Consider the following 19,467-nt stretch of genomic DNA (forward strand, 5'->3'; position numbering starts at 1 on the left):
TGCAATACGCCGATCCGCCATCTGGAGAGGTGCGGCTCTGCTGGTTGCTGGCCTCAGCGTCCGCGGATCAGCTCGCGCAGCAGGAAGCGGCTGGGATGACAGGCTTCAGCTACCGCGCGTGGCAGCGGCAGGGGTTCATCGTCCAGCCAGGCGGCGATCAGCTCGCCTGCCAGCGGCGCGCTGATCAGGCCGCGTGAACCGTGGCCGCAATTGACGTACAGCCCCTCCAGCCAAGGTGCCGGCGTATCGAGGCGGCGCGACGCGTCCTTGCCCAGGGCGGCATAGGCGAGGTTGAACGCCGTGGCGTCCACCAGCGGGCCGATCAGCGGCAGGTAGTCCGGCGTGGTGCTGCGGAAGGCGGCGCGGCCACCCAGGCTCGCCGGGTCGAGCTGATCGGCGTGCAGGGCCTGGGCAAGTGTCGGGGAGATCTGCCGAAGCATGCCGAGGTTATCGGCATGCTCCGCGGCGGACAGCGCGAGATCGTCGCGCTGGAAATTGAAGCTGGCGCCCAGGGTGTGCTCGTCGTTGCGAACGGGGGCGACGTAGCCCTCCGCGCAAAGCACGGTGCGCAGCGCGCGGCTGGCCGCGGTGGCCGGCAGGCGGCTGATCTGCCCGCGGATGCGCTTGAGCTTGAGGTGGGCGGCGGCGGGAAAGCGCAGCACCTCGCTGGCGGTGGACAGCACGGCGACCGGCGCGTGGGCCAGCAGTCGGCCGTCCTGGCGGGCCTGCCACAGACCGTCCTGGCGATGCAGCTCGAACGCCTCGCTGGCGGTCAGCACGCGGATGTTCGGATGCGCGACAAGGGCCCGACACAGCGCCGGCGGGTGCACCCAGCCGGCCTCGGCGAACCACAGGCCGCCCTGTTCCAGCGCCAGGCCGGCCAGTTGCGTGGCCTCGTCGGCATCCACCGGACGCAGCAGGTCGGCGGGGAAGGCGGCGGCCAGACGCTGCTGACGCTCGGCTTCCTTGGCGTCGAAGGCCAGCTGCAGCACGCCGCAGGCGCTCCAGTCCCGGCCGTCCGCCAGGCGTTCGAGTTGCCGGCGGGTGTAGCCGAAACCGCCGACCACCAGCTGCGACAGCGCGGTGCCATGGGCCGACAGCTTGAGATAAAGCACGCCCTGCGGATTGCCCGAGGCCTCCATCGCCAGCTCGGCGTGCCGCTCGAGCAGGGTGACCTGCCAGCCGCGCGCCGCCAGGCTCGCCGCGGTGGCACAACCGGCCAGGCCGCCACCGACCACCAGAACCTCGCGTGGACCTGGCACCTTCGGCGGACGCGCGTACCACGGCTTGCCGGCAGGCTGGGCGGATCCCTGAAAATGCCCGGCGAGCATCTCGCGCTTGTGACCGAAGCCCTTGACCCTGGCCATGACGAAGCCGGCGTCGCCAAGGCCGCGGCGCACGAAGCCGGCGCTGGTGAAGGTGGCCAGGGTCGCACCGGGGGCGGAGAGGCGGGCCAGCTCGGCGAATAGCGTCGTCGTCCACATCTCGGGGTTCTTCGCCGGCGAGAAGCCGTCGAGGAACCAGGCGTCGACGCGCGCGTCGAGCTGCGGCAGGCAGTCGTGCACGTCGCCGACCAGCAGGGTGAGAGTCACCCGTCCCCCGGCGAACACCAGGCGCTGGAAGCCCGGATGTACCGCCACATATTGGGCGAGCAACTGGTCGGCCAGCGGCGCCAGCTCCGGCCACAGCGCCAGGGCACGCGCCAGATCGGTGCGGCCCAGCGGGTACTTCTCGACGCTGACGAAATGCAGACGGGCGCCGGCTGCGGTCTCGCGCTCGAACAGCTGCCACGCGCAGAGGAAGTTCAAGCCGGTGCCGAACCCGGTTTCGCCGATCACCAGGCACTCGTCCGCCCCCAGCGCGGCGAAGCGCTCGGCCAGGCGGTTGTGGGCGAGGAACACATGGCGGGTTTCCTCCAGGCCCGACGCGCGGGAGAAGTAGACGTCGCCAAAGGCGCGCGACAGCGGCTGGCCCTGTTCGTCCCAGTCCAGCTGGGCGTGCGGTTGCTCGTTCATCGGTACGGTATGCGGCGAAAAAGGGCATCCATTCTAGCCGAACGGGCGTGCCCGGCAGGCAAAACCCTTGCATGGCGCCCCTACTCATCGGCTAGGCTGCTGTGGACCGCCAGGGAGAGCTCGCATGTTCGAATCCGCCGAAATCGGCCACCAGATCGACAAGGAAACCTATGAGGCCGCCGTTCCCGAGCTGCGCGAGGCGCTGCTCCAGGCGCAGTTCGAGCTGCGCGAACAGGCGCGCTTTCCACTGATCGTCCTGCTCAACGGCATCGAAGGGGCCGGCAAGGGCGAGACGGTCAGGCTGCTCAACGAATGGATGGACCCGCGCCTGATCCAGGTCGAGACCTTCGATCTGCCGAGCGACGAGGAACTGGCCCGCCCGCCTTACTGGCGTTACTGGCGGCGCCTGCCGCCCAAGGGGCGTACCGGCATCTTTTTCGGCAACTGGTACAGCCAGATGCTGCAAGGGCGGATACACGGGCGCATCGACGACGCCCAGCTGGACCAGGCCATCGACGGCGCCGAGCGCTTCGAACGCATGCTCTGCGACGAGGGCGCGCTGATCTTCAAGTTCTGGTTCCATCTCTCCAAGCAGCAGATGAAGGCCCGTCTCAAGGCTCTGCAGGACGACCCGCTGTACAGCTGGCGGATCAGCCCGCTGGACTGGCAGCAGTCGAAGACCTACGACAAGTTCGTGCGCCACGGCGAGCGGGTGCTGCGCCGCACCAGCCGCGACTACGCGCCCTGGTACGTGGTGGAAGGCGCGGATGAGCGCTACCGCAGCCTGACTGTCGGGCGCATTCTGCTGGAAGGCCTGCAGGCGGCGCTGCAGATGAAGGAGCGGCCCAAGCGACAGCCGCACGCCGCGCCGGTGGCGGCCAGCATCGACAACCGCGGTCTGGTCGACAGCCTGGACATGAGCCAGGCCCTGGACAAGGAAACCTATCAGCAGCAACTGCTGAGCGAGCAGGCGCGCCTGGCCCGCCTGCTGAGCGACAAGCGCATGCGCCGCCAGGCGCTGGTGGCGGTGTTCGAGGGCAACGATGCCGCCGGCAAGGGCGGGGCGATCCGTCGTGTGGCCGGTGCGCTGGATCCGCGCCAGTACCGCATCGTGCCGGTGGCGGCGCCGACCGAGGAGGAGCAGGCCCAGCCCTACCTGTGGCGCTTCTGGCGGCATATTCCGGCGCGCGGTCAGTTCAGCATGTTCGACCGTTCCTGGTACGGACGCGTGCTGGTCGAGCGGGTCGAGGGATACTGCTCGCAGGCCGACTGGCTGCGCGCCTACGGCGAGATCAACGACTTCGAGGAGCAGCTCACCGACGCCGGGGTAGTGGTGGTCAAGTTCTGGATGGCCATCGACCAACAGACCCAGCTGGAGCGCTTCAAGGCGCGCGAGGAAACCTCGTTCAAGCGTTTCAAGATCACCGGAGACGACTGGCGCAATCGCGACAAATGGTCGTTATACGTCGATGCGGTCAATGACATGGTCGACCGCACCAGCACCGAGATTGCGCCCTGGACGCTGATCGAGGCCAACGACAAGCGCTTCGCCCGCGTCAAGGTGCTGCGCACGATCAACGAGGCGCTCGAGGCGGCCTTCGAGCGCTCGCGCTGAGCGCCCGTCGCGCGCAGCAGTGATACTGCGCGGACCTGCCTCGTTCAGTAGCTGCGCTGCGGCTGCACGGGGTTGCCGAGGGCGGGCTGGGCGAGGCTCATCAAGTTGTCGACATAGCGATTGGCCGCTTCCTGGGCATCGAAGCGAGTGAAGAACGGTCCCTCCAGGGTTCCCTCGCGCGTGGCGAAAAAGTACTGGCCGTCCACTGTGTTGATGCGGTCGCTGCGGTAGTGGGTGGCCGGTGCCGAATCGTTTTGGCGTTTGACGAACATGGGGGCCGCTCTCCGACAAGTGACGTTAACTTTTCAAGTCTAGTCGCTGCTGCGGTGGCGGGGTGATCATGCGACCAGTGGCTGACGGCGCAGGAGGGGATGTCTAGAATCGCGCTTTGCCCGCTTTCGGACTGCCCATGCACATCTCTTCCGGCCGTTGGCTGTACGGTCTCTTCCTGACCCTGGTGACCACCCTGCTGTGGGGCGTGTTGCCGATCATGCTCAAGCAGGTCCTGCAGACGATGGACCCGGTGACCGTCACCTGGTACCGCCTGCTCAGCTCGGGGCTCATCCTCCTGGTCTGGCTCGGCGCCTGCCGGCGTCTGCCGGCGCTGCAGCCGCTCAAGGGTAACGGCCGGTGGCTGCTCGGGCTGGCGGTGTTCGGTCTCACCGCCAACTACGTGCTCTACCTGCTCGGCCTCGAGCGGCTGAGCGCCGGCACCACCCAGCTGTTGATCCAGACCGCGCCGATCATGTTGCTGCTGGCCAGCCTGGTGGTGTTCCGCGAGTCGTTCAGTGGCGGCCAGCTGGCTGGCCTGCTGGTGCTGCTGCTCGGTTTCGGCCTGTTCTTCAATCAGCGTCTGGACGAGCTGTTCGGCTCGCTCGGCAGCTACACGCTGGGCGTGCTGACCGTGCTCGCCGCCGCGCTGGTCTGGGTATTCTATGGCCTGGCGCAGAAGCAGCTGCTCACCGTGTGGAGTTCGGCGCAGATCATGATGGTGATCTACCTGGCCTGCGCACTGCTGCTCACCCCCTGGGCGCAGCCGCGCCAGCTGCTGGCGCTGAACAGCCTGCAGCTATGGCTGCTGGTCGGTTGCTGCCTGAATACCCTGGTGGCCTACGGTGCCTTCGCCGAGGCGCTGGCGCATTGGGAAGCCTCGCGGGTCAGCGCTGCGCTGGCGCTGACTCCGCTGGTCACCCTGCTGGCCGTCGCCGCGGCCGCCGGGTTGTGGCCGGCCGCGGTGCAGGCCGAGGCGCTCAACGCGCTGGCCTATGGCGGCGCGCTGCTGGTGGCCGCCGGCTCGGCGCTCGCCGCGCTGCTCAAGGCGCGTCCCCAGGCCTGAGGGTTCAGCCTTCCGCGCCGGGCTGCAGCATCCGCTCGGCGCGTACCCAGTTGTCGAACTCTTCGTTGCTGAGATAGCCCAGGGCGAGGGCGGCCTCGCGCAGGCTGAGGCCCTCGGCGTAGGCCTTCTTGGCGATCTGCGCCGCCTTGTCGTAACCGATGTGCGGGTTGAGCGCGGTGACCAGCATCAGCCCGCGCTCCAGATGCTCGGCCATGCGCGTCGCATCCGGCTCCATACCGCGGATGCAGTGCTCGTTGAAGTTGCGGCAGCCATCGCCCAGCAGTCGGATCGACTGCAGCAGGTTGTAGACGATCACCGGCTTGAACACATTCAGCTGCAGGTGGCCCTGGCTGGCGGCGAAGCTCACCGTGGCGTCGTTGCCGAGCACCTGGCAGGCGAGCATCGACAGCGCCTCGCACTGGGTCGGGTTGACCTTGCCGGGCATGATCGAGCTGCCCGGCTCGTTGGCCGGCAGGCGCACCTCGGCCAGGCCGCCGCGCGGCCCGGAGCCGAGCAGGCGCAGGTCGTTGGCCAGCTTCATCAGCGCCACCGCAAGGGTCTTCAGCGCGCCGGAGAGGGCGACCAGCGGTTCGTGGCCGGCGAGGGCGGCGAACTTGTTGGGCGCGCTGACGAACAACTGTTCCGACAGCTCCGACAGCTCGCGGGCGATCTCCTCGGCGAAGCCTTGCGGGGCGTTCAGGCCGGTGCCCACCGCGGTGCCGCCCTGGGCCAGCTGGCAGACCGCCGGCAGCGTGGCGTGGATGGCCTGGTCGGCCAGTTCCAGCTGGGTGACGAAGGCCGACAGTTCCTGGCCGAAGGTGACCGGCGTGGCATCCATCAGGTGCGTGCGGCCGGTCTTGACCAAGCCGGCGTGGCGCCGGGCCTGCTCCTGCAGGCCGCCGTGCAGCTCGAGCAGGGCCGGCAGCAACTGCTCGTGCACCGCCAGCACTACGGCGATGTGCATGGCGGTGGGGAAGCAGTCGTTGGAACTCTGCGAGCGGTTGACGTGATCGTTGGGGTGCACCGGGCTCTTGCCGCCGCGACCCTGGCCGGCCAATTCGTTGGCCCGTCCGGCGATCACCTCGTTGACGTTCATGTTGCTCTGCGTGCCGCTGCCGGTCTGCCACACCACCAACGGGAACTGGTCGTCGTGGCGGCCGGCGAGCACCTCGTCGGCGGCCTGCTCGATCAACGCGGCGATATCCTCCGGCAGGGTGCCGCTGCGTGCGTTGACTCGCGCGGCGGCCTTCTTGATCAGTGCCAGGGCGTGGATCACCGCCAGCGGCATGCGTTCGCCGCCGATGGCGAAGTTGATCAGCGAGCGCTGGGTCTGCGCGCCCCAGTAGGCCTCGTCGGGGACCTCGATCGGCCCCATGCTGTCGGTTTCGATGCGGCTCATCGCAGGGTCTCCGCGGCGGTTTTTCCCCAGTCTAGGCCGCCGCCGGCGGGGCCGTGGCCCCGTCCGTCCCGCTGCTGCGACAGTGCCGCGCTTGAGCGGGGCGGGCGATCTGCGCAGAATGACCCCATCCTCTCGCCGCCGCCGGCGGCCCCATGCATTTCGGAGCTCCCCATGTCGAAACAGGAACAGATCCAGCAGGCGCTGGCCGCCCTCGAGCCGCAGCACCTCGAAGTCCACAACGAGAGCCACATGCACAGCCGTGGCGAGGAAAGCCACTTCAAGGCGGTGGTGGTCAGCCCGCAGTTCACCGGCCTGAATTCGGTCAAGCGCCACCAGAAGGTCTACGCCACCCTCGGCGAGCTGATGGGCAGCTTCCACGCCCTGGCGCTGCACACCTACACTCCGGAGGAGTGGGCCGCGCAGGGCGCCGCGCCGGACTCGCCGGCCTGCCTGGGCGGCAGCAAGCACGACCGCCACGCCCACTGAGTCGCCCGCGCTTGCCCGCCGGCAGGCGCGCTCCTTGCTGAATACCGCGCCCGGAGGCCGGATGAACGCCCGCCTGCTCTACGTGATGGACCCCATGTGCTCCTGGTGCTGGGGCTTCGCGCCGGTGTTCGAGGCCCTGCTCGCGCAGGCGCGTGCCGCCGGCGTCGAGGCGCACCTGCTGGTCGGCGGCCTGCGCGCCGGCACCCGCGAGGCCCTGGATGCCGGCAGGCGCGGCTACATCCTCGAACACTGGCAAGCGGTGCACGCCCGCACCGGGCAATCCTTCCGCTTCGAGGGCGCGCTGCCCGCGGGCTTCGTCTACGACACCGAGCCGGCCTGTCGGGCGCTGGTCGCGGTGCGCCAGCTCGATCCTGCGCGGCTCTGGCCACTGTTGCGCGCCATCCAGCAGGCCTTCTATGTCGAGGGACGCGACGTCAGCCGGGCGGACGTGCTGGTCGAACTGGCCGAGGCGGCCGGCGTGGCGCGCCCGGCCTTCGCCGCCGCCTTCGACAGCGCCGCGCTGCGCGAGGCCACCGCGGCCGACTTCCAGCGGGTGCAGAACCTCGGCATCGCCGGCTTCCCGACCCTGCTCGCCGAGCGCAATGGCCAGCTGGCGCTGTTGACCAACGGCTACCAGCCGCTGGACGCCCTGGCCCCGCTGCTGGGGCGCTGGCTGGAGCATCTGGCTCATGGCTGAGCCGGCCGGCGACCGCCTGGGCTGGGCGGAGATCCGCCGGCTGGCGCTGGGCCACCGGCGCGCGCTGCTGATCGCCAACGGGGTGGCGGTGCTGGCCACCCTGTGCAGCGTGCCCATCCCGCTGCTGCTGCCGCTGTTGGTCGACGAGGTGCTGCTCGGCCACGGCGACGCCGCGCTGCGCTTCATGGATCGCCTGCTGCCGGCGGCCTGGCAGCAGGCCGCCGGTTACATCGGCCTGATCCTGTGCACCACCCTGCTGCTGCGCGGCGCCGCGCTGGCGCTCAACGTGCTGCAGGCGCGTCTGTTCGCCGGGCTGTCCAAGGATGTGGTCTACCGCCTGCGCCTGCGCCTGATCGAGCGGCTCAAGCGCATCTCCCTGGGCGAGTACGAAAGCCTGGGCAGTGGCACGGTGACCGCACATCTGGTCACCGATCTCGATACCCTCGACAAGTTCGTCGGCGAGACCCTGAGTCGCTTCCTGGTGGCGATCCTGACCCTGGCCGGCACCGCGGTCATCCTGCTGTGGATGCACTGGCAGCTGGCGCTGCTGATCCTGCTGTTCAACCCGCCGGTGATCTACGCCACCGTGCTGCTCGGCAAGCGCGTCAAGCACCTGAAGAAGCTGGAGAACGACAGCACCGCGCGCTTCACCCAGGCGCTCGCCGAGACCCTCGAGGCGATCCAGGAGATCCGCGCCGGCAACCGCCAGGGCTTCTTCCTCGGCCGCCTCGGCCTGCGTGCCCGCGAGGTGCGCGACTACGCGGTGGCCTCGTTGTGGAAGAGCGATGCCGCCAACCGCGCCAGCGGCCTGCTGTTCCAGTTCGGCATCGACGTGTTCCGCGCCGCGGCCATGCTCACCGTGCTGTTTTCCGACCTGTCGATCGGCCAGATGCTCGCGGTGTTCAGCTACCTCTGGTACATGATCGGCCCGGTCGAGCAGCTGCTCGGCCTGCAGTACGCCTACTACGCCGCCGGCGGCGCGCTGAGCCGGATCAACGAACTGCTCGCCCGCGCCGACGAGCCCCGCTATCCGGGCAGCGTCGATCCCTTCGCCGGGCATGCCACCGTCGGCATCGAGGTGCGCGGCCTGCGTTTCGCATACCGCGACGAGGCAGTGCTCGATGGCCTCGATCTCGCCATCGCGCCGGGCGAGAAGGTGGCCATCGTCGGCGCCTCGGGCGGCGGCAAGAGCACCCTGGTGCAGCTGCTGCTCGGTCTCTACACGCCGCAAGCCGGCAGCATCCGCTTCGGCGGCGCGACCCTCGAGGAGATCGGTCTGGAGCGGGTGCGCGAGCAGGTGGCGGTGGTGCTGCAGCACCCGGCGCTGTTCAACGACACGGTGCGCGCCAACCTGAACATGGGCCGCGAGCGCGACGACGGCGCCTGCTGGCGGGCGCTGGAGATCGCCCAACTGGCCGACACCGTGCGCGCCCTGCCGCAGGGCCTGGACAGCGTGGTCGGCCGCTCGGGGGTGCGTCTCTCCGGCGGCCAGCGCCAGCGCCTGGCGATCGCCCGGATGATTCTCGCCGAGCCCAAGGTGGTGATCCTCGACGAGGCCACCTCGGCGCTCGATGCCGCCACCGAGTACGCCCTGCACCAGGCCCTCGGCCGCTTCCTCAGCGGGCGCACCACGCTGATCATCGCCCACCGCCTGTCGGCGGTGAAGCAGGCCGACCGCGTGCTGGTGTTCGACGGCGGGCGAATCGCCGAGCAGGGCGGCCATCAGCAGCTGATCGCCGAAGGCGGGCTGTACGCCCGCCTGTACGGCCATTTGCAGCATTAATCGACCTTTCCCGGTGAGGGGTCGCTGCGCTGCGGGCCGCCGGCGGCAGGGGAGTGCTGCCCGGCGGGGCGTAATTTGCTAAGGTGCGCCCGCCGTTCCCCTGCCCATCGCCGAGAAACCACCCTCATGTCCGTCGAGCATTCCAGCGCTGCGCCCGCGGCGCGCCCGTTGACCCGCAGCGACGTCAAGACGCTCTCGCTCTCCGCCCTGGGCGGTGCGCTGGAGTTCTACGACTTCATCATCTTCGTGTTCTTCGCGGCGGTGGTCGGCAAGCTGTTCTTCCCTGCCGAAATGCCCGACTGGCTGCGCCAGTTGCAGACCTTCGGCATCTTCGCCGCGGGTTACCTGGCGCGACCGCTCGGTGGCATCGTCCTCGCCCACTTCGGCGACCTGCTCGGGCGCAAGCGCATGTTCACCCTGAGCATCTTCCTGATGGCCGTGCCGACGCTGTGCATGGGCCTACTGCCGACCTACGCGCAAATCGGCATCTGGGCGCCGCTGGCACTGCTGGTCCTGCGCGTGATCCAGGGCGCGGCGATCGGCGGCGAGGTGCCGGGCGCCTGGGTGTTCGTCGCCGAGCACGTGCCGGCGCGGCGCATCGGCTTCGCCTGCAGCACCCTGACCGCCGGATTGACCGCCGGCATCCTGCTCGGGTCGCTGACCGCCACGGCGATCAACCGCCTGTTCAGCGCCGAGGAGCTGGCCGCCTGGGCCTGGCGCGTGCCCTTCCTGCTCGGCGGCGTGTTCGGCCTGTTCTCGGTCTACCTGCGCCGCTGGTTGCACGAAACCCCGGTGTTCGCCGAGCTGCAGCTGCGCCAGTCGCTGGCCGTGGGGCTACCGCTCAAGGCGGTGGTGCGCGAGCACCGGCCGGCGGTGCTGCTGTCGATGCTGCTGACCTGGGTGCTGTCGGCCGGCATCGTGGTGGTGATCCTGATGACCCCGACCCTGCTGCAGACCGTCCACGGCTTCGCCGCGAGCGAGGCGCTGCAGGCCAACAGCCTGGCCATCGTCGGCCTCAGCCTGGGCTGCGTGCTGGCCGGCCTGGCGGCGGATCGCTTCGGCCCCGGGCCGACCTTCGTGGTCGGCGGCCTGACGTTGTTGTTCTGCTCCTCGCTGTTCTACGCCAGTCTCGCCAGCCACCGCGACCTGCTGGTGCCGCTGTATGCGCTGGCCGGCCTGAGCGTGGGCACCATCGGCGCCATTCCCATGGTGCTGGTCAAGTCGTTCCCGGTGGCGGTCCGCTTCTCCGGGGTGTCGTTCTCCTACAACCTGGCCTACGCCATCTGCGGCGGCCTGACGCCGATCCTGGTCAGCCTGCTGCTGAAGTGGAGTCCGCTCGGCCCGGCCTGGTATGTGGGGGCGCTGTGCCTGCTGTTCATCCTCACCGGTATCGCTCTGGGGCGGCGCAGCGCGGCGGCCCTGGCGCCGGCCGGCTGAGTGGCAGCGGCCGGAGGCGGCAGCGGCGTGCCGACGTGTCGGCGCGGCGCTGCATGTGCGTAGAATGGCCGCTTCCCGACCACTTGGAGTCCCGCCCATGTTCCTTGCCATGAACCGCTTCAAGATCGCCCGCGGCCACGAGGAGACCTTCGTCGAGCACTGGCGCCAGCGCGAGAGCTATCTCGACGAAGTGCCCGGCTTCCTGCGTTTCCACCTGTTGCAGGGGCCGCAGACCGAGGAGTACACCCTGTTCTCCTCCTATTCCGAGTGGACGTCCGCCCAGGCCTTCGAGGACTGGACCCATTCCGATTCGTTCCGCAAGGCGCACGCCAACGCCGGCAAGAGCCCGCGCGAGATCTACCTGGGGCCGCCGCAGCTCGAGCTGTTCGACTCGGTGCTGTAATGCCGCCGCTCTGCTCCGGGCCTGGCGGCCCGGAGCGCGGGTCCGGTCGCAGGCTGTCAGCAAAGTGTCGACAATCTTGCGCAGCCGTCTGCGCCGCGGCATCGAGCGCGTCGACGGCTGTAGTGCCCGCCAATTTTCCCTACCGCCGCTCGTCGCATGACCCTTTCGTTGCGGCCGCTCAGGGCCGGCGCCCGTCCTAGACTTTTTCGCCCTTACCACCAGGAGCTACTGGCGTTGTGCGGCGCACCCCGTTAGGATTGCGCCGCCTTCGCCTGCCCCCATATCCGGGGGGTATTCCGGGGAGCGTGTAGTACCTTGGTCGGACGGACTACAGTACGCGTCTGTAGACGATCCGGGGTAAAATGCGAAACCTGTGTCTCAGGAGCATGAATGATGCAAACTGGTAGTGAGCAGCCGGATCTGGTATTCGTCGGGGCAGGCGTCATGAGCGCAACCCTGGCCGTCCTGCTGAAAGAGCTCGACCCGAGCCTCAAGATCGAAGTCCTGGAACAGCTCGAGTCCGGGGCTACGGAAAGTTCCTTCCCGTGGAACAACGCGGGAACCGGCCACGCTGCACTGTGCGAGCTGAACTACACCCCGGAAGGTCCGGATGGCTCGGTGAACATTGCCAAGGCAGTGAACATCAACACGATGTTCGAAGTGTCGCGGCAATTCTGGGCCTACCTGGTGGAGCAGGGCTACTTCAAGTCGCCCAAGGACTTCATCAACCCCGTTCCGCACATGAGCTTCGTGCGCGGCGAGAAGGGGGTTTCCTACCTGCGCAAGCGTTTCGATGCCCTGAAGTCGCACCACTGCTTCAGCGACGACATGGAATACAGCGAGGATCGCAAGACCATCGGTAGCTGGGCGCCGCTGCTGATGCAGGGCCGCAGCGACAACGAGCCGCTGGCCGCGACCCGCGCGATGGGCGGTACCGACGTCAACTTCGGTGCACTGACCCAGAAGCTGCTGCAGCACCTGCAGAACAGCGAAGGCTGCCAGGTGGCCTACAACCAGAAGATCACCGACCTGCACCGCGAGGCCGATGGCCGCTGGCGTCTGATCGTCGACGACAAGGCGCGTGGCGGCAGCCGCGAGCTGGTCGCCCGTTTCGTCTTCCTGGGCGCCGGCGGCGCCGCGCTGACCCTGCTGCAGAAGTCCGGCATCGAGGAAGGCAAGGGCTTCGGCGGCTTCCCGGTCAGCGGCCAGTGGCTGCGTTGCGACAACCCGGAAATCGTCAAGCAGCACCAGGCCAAGGTCTACAGCCAGGCCGATATCGGCGCACCGCCCATGTCCGTGCCGCACCTGGACACCCGCGTGGTCGACGGCAAGGCATCCCTGCTGTTCGGTCCGTTCGCCGGCTTCTCCACCAAGTTCCTCAAGCAGGGTTCCTTCCTCGACCTGCCGCTGTCGATCCGTCCGAACAACCTCGGCCCGATGCTGGCCGTGGCGCGCGACAACATGGATCTGACCAAGTACCTGATCAAGGAAGTCCTGCAGTCCGACGACCAGCGCCTCGAGGCCCTGCGCAAGTTCTTCCCGGCGGCACAGAAGGAAGACTGGCGTCTGGAAATCGCCGGCCAGCGCGTGCAGATCATCAAGAAGGACGCCAAGAAGGGCGGCATCCTGCAGTTCGGCACCGAGATCGTCGCCGCTAACGATGGCACCATCGCCGCACTGCTCGGCGCCTCGCCGGGTGCTTCGGTGTCGGTGTCGGTGATGCTGGAAGTGATCGAGCGCTGCTTCCCCGAGCAGTACAAGAGCGCTGCCTGGCAGGAGCGCCTGGGCAAGATCTTCGAGGCCGACGAGAAGGCCCTGGAGAAGGACGGCGATCTGCTGCGCCGCGTGCGTGCGCGCACCAGCCAGGTCCTCGAACTCCAGCCGCGCTGATCTGCACCCGTGCCCGCCGTCCTGGACGGCGGGCAGTCAACGCCGCGTTGCGACGAACGCCCTGCCGGGACTCGTCGGGCGCGGCGTTGATGTTTCTGCCGGGTGGTTCGTCGGCGCGGCGTCGTTGTCCCGGGCTCCGGCAGGGCGGTCGGCTCCGCCGCATGGCTATTCCAGACGCGCTCGCCCGGCGGGCGAACGAAGTCGTCAACCGGGATGGCCGGCTCTACTCTTGGGCGGATCGTTGCCCTTTTTTGGTGCATTTGCCGGCGGTTCCGGGTAAATTGCCGCGGCTCCCACCGCCTGCCTAGCCTTGCGCCCGCAATCCGGCCACACTGCCGCCCATGACTCCCCTACATCTCGCATTCCTCTACTGGCCGGACGTGCGTCCACTCACCCTGAGCCTGATCGACGAAGCCCTGCAGCTGGCGGCTCGCCTGCATCCGGAGGCCGGCTACGAGGTCAGCTTCCTGCAGGCCGAGGCGCCGCGCGAGGGTGGCTGGCCGCTGCCGGGGCGGCCCTGGGCCGGACAACTGGGCGACGCCCGGCGGCTGTTCCTGCTCGCCGAGGAGCCGCCGGAGCTGGCGCCGGAACTGGCCGCCGCGCTGCGCCAGTCGGCCAGTCAGGACAGCCTGCTCGGCGCCGCCGGCGCCGGCCTGTATCCGCTGGCCCAGCTCGGCCTGCTGGATGGCTACCGGGTGGCGTTGCACTGGCGCTGGCAGGACGACTTCACCGAGCAGTTTCCTCAGGTGACCGCCACCAGCCAGCTGTTCGAGTGGGACCGCGAGCGGCTGACCACCTGCGGCGGACTGGCGGTGCTGGACATGCTGCTCGAGATGCTCGCCCGCGACCACGGCAGCGAACTGGCCGCGGCAGTCGCCGAGGAGCTGGTGCTCGAGCGCATCCGCGAGGGCAGCGAGCGCCAGCGGGTGCCGCTGCGCAATCGCCTGGGCGCCAGCCACCCGAAGCTGACCCAGGCGGTGCTGCTGATGGAGGCCAACATCGAGGAGCCGCTGACCACCGACGAGATCGCCCAGCACGTCTGCGTGTCGCGCCGGCAGCTGGAGCGGATCTTCAAGCAGTACCTTAACCGGGTGCCCAGCCAGTACTACCTCGAGCTGCGCCTCAACCGCGCCCGCCAGCTGCTCCAGCAGACCAGCACCTCGATCATCCAGATCGGCCTGTCGTGCGGATTCTCCTCCGGGCCGCACTTCTCCAGCGCCTACCGCAACTTCTTCGGCGTCACCCCGCGCGAGGACCGCAATCTGCGGCGCAGCGCGACCGCCGGGTCGGTGGCGGGCGCGGCCGAGCGCGGCTGAGCGGATTTGCACCATGGCGGAACTTCAGCTGGTCGCGCCGAGCCTATACACTGCGTCTTTTCCGCGGCCGGCAGCCTGCCGCCGCGGTTCCGCTTCCGGAGCGCTTCCGCCGGCTGTACGAAGATGTCGCATGCCTGCAATGCCGATCCGGCCGTTGTCTCTACAATCCCTTTCACTCCCATCCCGTTAGCCGCCCAGGCAGGAGAGTTCGATGTCCGTTCCGCACGCGCCGGTGCAACGCGCCGATTTTGACCAGCTGATGGTTCCCGTTTTCGCCCCCGCCGCCTTCATCCCGGTGCGAGGCGAGGGCAGCCGCGTCTGGGATCAGAGCGGCCGCGAACTGGTCGACTTCACCGGCGGCATCGCCGTGAACGTGCTCGGCCATGCCCATCCGGCGCTGGTCGAGGCACTGACCGAGCAGGCGCAGAAGCTCTGGCACGTGTCCAACGTGTTCACCAACGAGCCGGCCCTGCGCCTGGCCAAGCTGCTCACCGAGGCGACCTTCGCCGAGCGCGTGTTCTTCGCCAACTCCGGTGCCGAGGCCAACGAGGCGGCCTTCAAGCTGGCGCGCCGCTACGGCCACGAGGTCGCCGGCCCGCAGAAGTGCGAGATCATCTCGGCGGTCAACAGTTTCCACGGGCGTACCCTGTTCACCGTCAGCGTCGCCGGCCAGCCCAAGTACTCGGACGGCTTCGGGCCTAAGATCGAGGGCATCAGCCATGTCCCGTACAACGACCTGGAAGCGCTGAAGGCGCGTATCTCCGCCAACACCTGCGCGGTGGTGCTGGAGCCGATCCAGGGCGAGAGCGGCATCCTGCCGGCCGACCAGGCCTACCTGGAAGGCGTGCGCCAGCTGTGCGACGAGCACAACGCGCTGCTGATCTTCGACGAGGTGCAGACCGGCGTCGGCCGTACCGGCAAGCTGTACGCCTACATGCACTACGGCGTGACCCCGGACATCCTGACCAGCGCCAAGAGCCTGGGCGGCGGCTTCCCGATCGGCGCCATGCTCACCACCGACGCGGTGGCCAAGCACTTCGGGGTCGGCGTGCACGGCACCACCTACGGCGGCAACCCGCTGGCCTGTGCGGTGGGCGAGGCGGTGGTCAGCATCGTCAACACCCCCGAGGTGCTCGACGGCGTCGCCGCGCGCAGCGCCCGCTTCACCCGCGAGCTGACCCGCCTGGGCGAGCAGTACGGCGTATTCAGCCAGGTGCGCGGCATGGGCCTGCTGCTCGGCGCGGTGCTGACCGAGGCCTGGAAGGGCCGCGCCGGCGAGTTCGTCACCACTGCCCAGCAGCACGACCTGATGATCCTGCAGGCCGGCCCGGACGTGGTGCGCTTCGCCCCCAGTCTGGTGATCAGCGACGCCGATATCGACGAGGGCCTGGCCCGCCTCGAGCGCGCCCTGGCCAGCCTGACCGCGGCCTGAACCCGCCTGCTGCGATGATTGCCGACAAGGAGTGACCCCGATGCTGATCATGCGCCCGGCCCGGATGGGCGACCTGCCCGAAGTCCAGCGCCTGGCGGCGGCCAGCCCGATCGGCGTCGCCTCCTTGCCGGACGATCGCGAGCGGCTGGCCGAGAAGATTCGCGCCTCCGAGGCTTCGTTCGCCGCCGAAGTCGGCTACAACGGCGAGGAGAGCTACTTCTTCGTCCTCGAGGACACCGCCAGCGGCAAGCTGCTCGGCTGCTCGGGGATAGTGGCGACCGCCGGCTTCTCCGAGCCGTTCTACAGCTTCCGCAACGAGACCTTCGTGCACGCCTCGCGCGAGCTGAAGATCCACAACAAGATCCATGTGCTGTCGCTGTGCCACGACCTCACCGGCAACAGCCTGCTGACCAGCTTCTACGTGCAGCCCGAGCTGCGCGGCACCCCCGCCGTCGAGCTCAACTCGCGCGCTCGCCTGCTGTTCGTCGCCAGCCATCCGGAGCGCTTCGCCGACGCCATGGTGGTCGAGGTGGTCGGCTACAGCGACGCGGCCGGCGATGCGCCGTTCTGGGATGCCATCGGCCGCAACTTCCTCGCCATCGGTTACGCCGAGGCCGAGCGGTTGTGCGGGATGAAGAGCCGCACCATGCTCGCCGAGCTGATGCCGAGCTACCCCATCTACGTGCCCCTGCTGCCGGACAGCGCCCAGGAGGGGATCGGCCAGGTGCATCCCGACTCGCAGGAGGCGTTCGCCATCCTGATGCGCGAGGGCTTCGAGACCGAGCACTACGTCGACATCTTCGACGGCGGTCCCACCGTGCATGCGCGCACCGCCAGTCTGCGCACGGTCGCCCAGAGCCAGCGGGCGACCGTGCGCCTCGGTGCGCCGGCGCCGGGCGGGCGTCCCCATCTGCTGGCCAACGAGCAGGTGCAGGACTTCCGCGCCCTGCTCGCCGAACTGGACTGGGAGGCGGGCCAGCCGCTGATTCTGGCGCCGGCGCAGGCCGAGGCCCTGGGGGTCGGCGAGGGCGACAGCGTGCGCCTGGTGGCGCTATGAGCGGCTCTCGGGCACATCGACGTTTCGACACGCGGCCTTCTGCCGGCCGCGTTCTGGAGGAGTCATGATCGTTCGTCCCGTGCGCAGCAGCGACATGCCCGCGCTGATCGCCATGGCACGCAGCACCGGCGCCGGCCTGACCTCGCTGCCGGCCAACGAGGAGCGCCTGGCCCAGCGCATGGCCTGGGCGGAGCAATCCTTCCGCGGCCAGGCCGCGCGCGCCGACGCGGATTACCAGTTCGTCCTGGAGACCGACGAAGGCGAGGTGGTCGGCATCAGCGCCATCAACGGCGCGGTCGGTCTGCGCGAGCCCTGGTACAACTACCGGGTCGGCCTGACCGTGAGCGCCTCGCGCGAGCTGGGCATCCACCGCGAGAACCCGACGCTGTTCCTGGCCAACGACCTGACCGGCAACACCGAGGTGTGCTCGCTGTTCCTCGACGCCAAGTACCGCCATAACGGCCTCAGCGGTCGCTTGCTGTCCAAGGCGCGTTTCCTGTTCATCGCCGAATTCCGCGAGTTGTTCGCCGACAAGGTGATCGCCGAGATGCGCGGCATCTCCGACGACAACGCGCGCTCGCCGTTCTGGGAGAGTCTCGGTCGGCATTTCTTCAAGATGGAGTTCTCCCAGGCCGACTATCTCACCGGCGTCGGCAACAAGGCCTTCATCGCCAAGCTGATGCCCAAGTTCCCGCTCTACACCTGTTTCCTCTCCGAGGAAGCGCGCGCGGTGATCGGCCGCGTGCACCGCGACACCGAGCCGGCGCTGACCATGCTGCGCGCCGAGGGTTTCACCCACCAGGGCTACATCGATATCTTCGACGGCGGGGCGGCGCTGGAGTGCGAAACCGCCAACATCCGCGCCGTGCGCGAGAGCCAGACGCTGGTGCTGGCCATCGGCACGCCGGGCGACGAGGCGCCGCAGTTCCTCATCCACAACCGCAAGCGCGAGGATTGCCGCATCACCGTCGGTCAGGCGCGCGCGGCGTCCGGCGCGCTGGTGGTGGACGCCACCACGGCCCGCCGCCTGCGCCTCGCCGCCGGTGCCCAGGTGCGTGCCGTGCCGCTGTCGGCCCAGGTCGGCTGGCGCTGAGGGCGCGGCCGTCCCGGCGGGGACTGGACGCGCCGGCGCAAATCCTTAAGCTGAGCGTCGTTTATCCTTTCCTGTCTGTCCTAGCGAGTCATTTCCTATGCGCGAAAGCCTGCCCTTGATCCTCGAAGATGCCCACGGCGAACGTCGGGAAACCCATAGCGCGCGCGTCGCCGTGCGCCTCGAAGGCCGCGAGCTGTGGCTGGAGGCCGACGGTGCCGGTGGGGTGACCATCTATGCCGAGTCGTTGGAAGGCGAAGCCGAGATCCCGTTGCTGGTGGTGCGTCCCCAGGCGGTCAACCAGCTGTCGCTGAGCGTCGAACTGGAGGCGGCCGAGGCGCACGAGCACGAGGAAGAGCACGAGCACGGCGCCGATTGCGGCTGCGGCCACTCCCACTGAGGCGTCGTTCGTCCGGCGGTGTCGGCAGCTATGCTTGGGGTGACCTCCTGCCGTAGGACGTGCGCCTCATGCTTGCCTTGGGCAAACTGCTCGAGCTGACCCTGGCCGGTCGCGAGCCGTCGGAAAAGATCCAGCTCTGCTCCTCGGGCGCGCGCCTGCAGTGGAAGATCGACGGCGTATTGGAGGTCGATCCGCCGGCCGGGCACGACTCGGGCGTCGACCTGTTGTTGTCGGCCGGCATCCATGGCGACGAGATTGCGCCGGTCGAACTGCTCGAACACCTCCTGCACGCCATCGCCGCCTGTCGGCTGCAGCCGGCGGTGCGCCTGCTGGTGGTGCTGGGCAATCCGGCCGGCCTGCGCCGCGGCGAGCACTTCGTCGGCCACGACCTCAACCGCTTGTTCGGCGGCCTGCAGCCGGCGGTCAGCGGACCGGAGGCGTTGCGCGCGGTGGAGTTGGAGTTGCAGGCCGAGCTGTTCTTCAATCGCCCGCAGCGGCGGCGCTTGCATTACGACCTGCATACCACCCTGCGTCCCTCGCGTTTCGCCCGTTTCGCGCTGTGGCCCGCCAGCGCCGGGCCGCCCACCCGCGAGCAGCTCGCCCGCCTGGAAGGCGCCGGCCTGCAGGCCCTGCTGCTGCACAGCCGGACCCTCGGCACCTTCTGTGCCTTCACCGCCAGCCGCTTCGGCGCCGAGTCCCTGACCTTCGAAGTCTGCCCGCCAGCCGCGGGACAGGGCGTCGATCTGCAGCTACTGGAGGACTGGTTGCACGCGCTGATCGAAGGCCGCGAGCCGCCGACCACCGCGGGCGAGCCGCTGCAGCTGTTTCGTGTCGAGCGCGAGATCGTCAAGCACAGTCCGGAATTTCGCCTGCATCTGAACGGCGTGCTGGATAACTTCGCCGAGCTGGTGCCCGGCAGCCTGCTGGCCGAGGACGCCAATGGTCAGAGCTGGTGGGTGAGCGAGCCCGGCGCGCGCCTGCTGTTCGCCAATCCCCAGGTCAAGGTGGGGCAGCGTGCCGGCCTCATCGTGGTGCCGGTCGGCGTCGACGAAGCCTGCTCCTGAGCGGTCTTGCCCGCGATTGTCGATTCTTCCTCCTCGGAAAGCGCGCG

At 68.9% G+C, this 19,467-nt stretch carries 17 protein-coding genes; 14 read left to right on the forward strand and 3 right to left on the reverse strand.

Annotated features, from left to right (window positions below):
* Positions 1-53: 53 nt before the first annotated feature.
* The gene (mnmC, locus tag LMJ29_RS13745) at positions 54-2,015 is read right to left on the reverse strand and encodes a bifunctional tRNA (5-methylaminomethyl-2-thiouridine)(34)-methyltransferase MnmD/FAD-dependent 5-carboxymethylaminomethyl-2-thiouridine(34) oxidoreductase MnmC (protein ID WP_229606080.1); all 1,962 of its coding nucleotides are present in this window, start codon (positions 2,013-2,015) and stop codon (positions 54-56) included.
* 124 nt (positions 2,016-2,139) lie between these two features.
* On the opposite strand from mnmC, the gene pap reads away from it, so the two are divergent.
* The gene (pap, locus tag LMJ29_RS13750) at positions 2,140-3,630 is read left to right on the forward strand and encodes a polyphosphate:AMP phosphotransferase (RefSeq protein ID WP_229606081.1); all 1,491 of its coding nucleotides are present in this window, start codon (positions 2,140-2,142) and stop codon (positions 3,628-3,630) included.
* A 44-nt stretch (positions 3,631-3,674) separates the two neighbouring features.
* Here the strand turns inward: pap and LMJ29_RS13755 are convergent, their stop codons facing one another.
* Positions 3,675-3,902 (reverse strand): DUF6316 family protein, encoded by a 228-nt coding sequence (locus LMJ29_RS13755; protein ID WP_229606082.1) that lies wholly within the window; start codon positions 3,900-3,902, stop codon positions 3,675-3,677.
* Between the two features lie 137 nt (positions 3,903-4,039).
* Between LMJ29_RS13755 and LMJ29_RS13760 the strand changes: the two genes are divergently transcribed.
* Positions 4,040-4,966 carry a DMT family transporter gene (locus LMJ29_RS13760; protein WP_229606083.1) on the forward strand — a complete coding sequence of 309 codons (927 nt, stop codon included), beginning with the start codon at positions 4,040-4,042 and terminating at the stop codon, positions 4,964-4,966.
* Between the two features lie 4 nt (positions 4,967-4,970).
* On the opposite strand, the gene LMJ29_RS13765 is transcribed toward LMJ29_RS13760, so the two are convergent.
* The gene (locus tag LMJ29_RS13765; RefSeq protein WP_229606084.1) at positions 4,971-6,365 is read right to left on the reverse strand and encodes a class II fumarate hydratase; all 1,395 of its coding nucleotides are present in this window, start codon (positions 6,363-6,365) and stop codon (positions 4,971-4,973) included.
* 171 nt (positions 6,366-6,536) lie between these two features.
* Here LMJ29_RS13765 and LMJ29_RS13770 point away from each other — a divergent pair, with 171 nt between their 5' ends.
* The 12 genes from LMJ29_RS13770 to LMJ29_RS13825 all read left to right on the forward strand — a co-directional run bounded on the left by LMJ29_RS13770 (position 6,537) and on the right by LMJ29_RS13825 (position 19,420).
* Positions 6,537-6,851: a BolA family protein gene (locus LMJ29_RS13770; RefSeq protein ID WP_229606085.1), complete on the forward strand. Its 315-nt coding sequence runs from the start codon at positions 6,537-6,539 to the stop codon at positions 6,849-6,851.
* A 61-nt stretch (positions 6,852-6,912) separates the two neighbouring features.
* Positions 6,913-7,548 carry a DsbA family protein gene (locus LMJ29_RS13775; protein WP_229606086.1) on the forward strand — a complete coding sequence of 212 codons (636 nt, stop codon included), beginning with the start codon at positions 6,913-6,915 and terminating at the stop codon, positions 7,546-7,548.
* Positions 7,541-9,331 carry an ABC transporter ATP-binding protein gene (locus LMJ29_RS13780; RefSeq protein WP_229606087.1) on the forward strand — a complete coding sequence of 597 codons (1,791 nt, stop codon included), beginning with the start codon at positions 7,541-7,543 and terminating at the stop codon, positions 9,329-9,331. Before LMJ29_RS13775 ends, LMJ29_RS13780 begins: the two co-directional genes overlap by 8 nt.
* A gap of 126 nt (positions 9,332-9,457) precedes the next feature.
* Positions 9,458-10,768: an MFS transporter gene (locus LMJ29_RS13785; RefSeq protein WP_229606088.1), complete on the forward strand. Its 1,311-nt coding sequence runs from the start codon at positions 9,458-9,460 to the stop codon at positions 10,766-10,768.
* A 97-nt stretch (positions 10,769-10,865) separates the two neighbouring features.
* Positions 10,866-11,171, forward strand: coding sequence for an antibiotic biosynthesis monooxygenase family protein (locus LMJ29_RS13790; protein ID WP_229606089.1), 306 nt, complete (start codon positions 10,866-10,868; stop codon positions 11,169-11,171).
* Positions 11,172-11,561: 390 nt separating this feature from the next.
* Positions 11,562-13,061 (forward strand): malate dehydrogenase (quinone), encoded by a 1,500-nt coding sequence (gene mqo / locus LMJ29_RS13795; RefSeq protein ID WP_229606090.1) that lies wholly within the window; start codon positions 11,562-11,564, stop codon positions 13,059-13,061.
* 341 nt (positions 13,062-13,402) lie between these two features.
* Positions 13,403-14,377, forward strand: coding sequence for a GlxA family transcriptional regulator (locus LMJ29_RS13800; protein ID WP_229606091.1), 975 nt, complete (start codon positions 13,403-13,405; stop codon positions 14,375-14,377).
* Between the two features lie 211 nt (positions 14,378-14,588).
* Positions 14,589-15,809, forward strand: coding sequence for an aspartate aminotransferase family protein (locus tag LMJ29_RS13805; protein WP_229606092.1), 1,221 nt, complete (start codon positions 14,589-14,591; stop codon positions 15,807-15,809).
* 40 nt (positions 15,810-15,849) lie between these two features.
* The gene (gene aruF / locus LMJ29_RS13810) at positions 15,850-16,866 is read left to right on the forward strand and encodes an arginine/ornithine succinyltransferase subunit alpha (protein WP_229606093.1); all 1,017 of its coding nucleotides are present in this window, start codon (positions 15,850-15,852) and stop codon (positions 16,864-16,866) included.
* A 64-nt stretch (positions 16,867-16,930) separates the two neighbouring features.
* The gene (astA, locus tag LMJ29_RS13815; RefSeq protein ID WP_229606094.1) at positions 16,931-17,959 is read left to right on the forward strand and encodes an arginine N-succinyltransferase; all 1,029 of its coding nucleotides are present in this window, start codon (positions 16,931-16,933) and stop codon (positions 17,957-17,959) included.
* 97 nt (positions 17,960-18,056) lie between these two features.
* On the forward strand, positions 18,057-18,356 hold the full coding sequence (locus LMJ29_RS13820; RefSeq protein ID WP_229606095.1) for a GTPase: 300 nt from the start codon (positions 18,057-18,059) through the stop codon (positions 18,354-18,356).
* A gap of 68 nt (positions 18,357-18,424) precedes the next feature.
* Positions 18,425-19,420: a succinylglutamate desuccinylase gene (locus tag LMJ29_RS13825; RefSeq protein WP_229606096.1), complete on the forward strand. Its 996-nt coding sequence runs from the start codon at positions 18,425-18,427 to the stop codon at positions 19,418-19,420.
* Positions 19,421-19,467: the final 47 nt, after the last annotated feature.

The organism is Pseudomonas oryzagri, from assembly GCF_020831405.1.
Taxonomy (GTDB): Bacteria; Pseudomonadota; Gammaproteobacteria; order Pseudomonadales; family Pseudomonadaceae; genus Geopseudomonas; species Geopseudomonas oryzagri.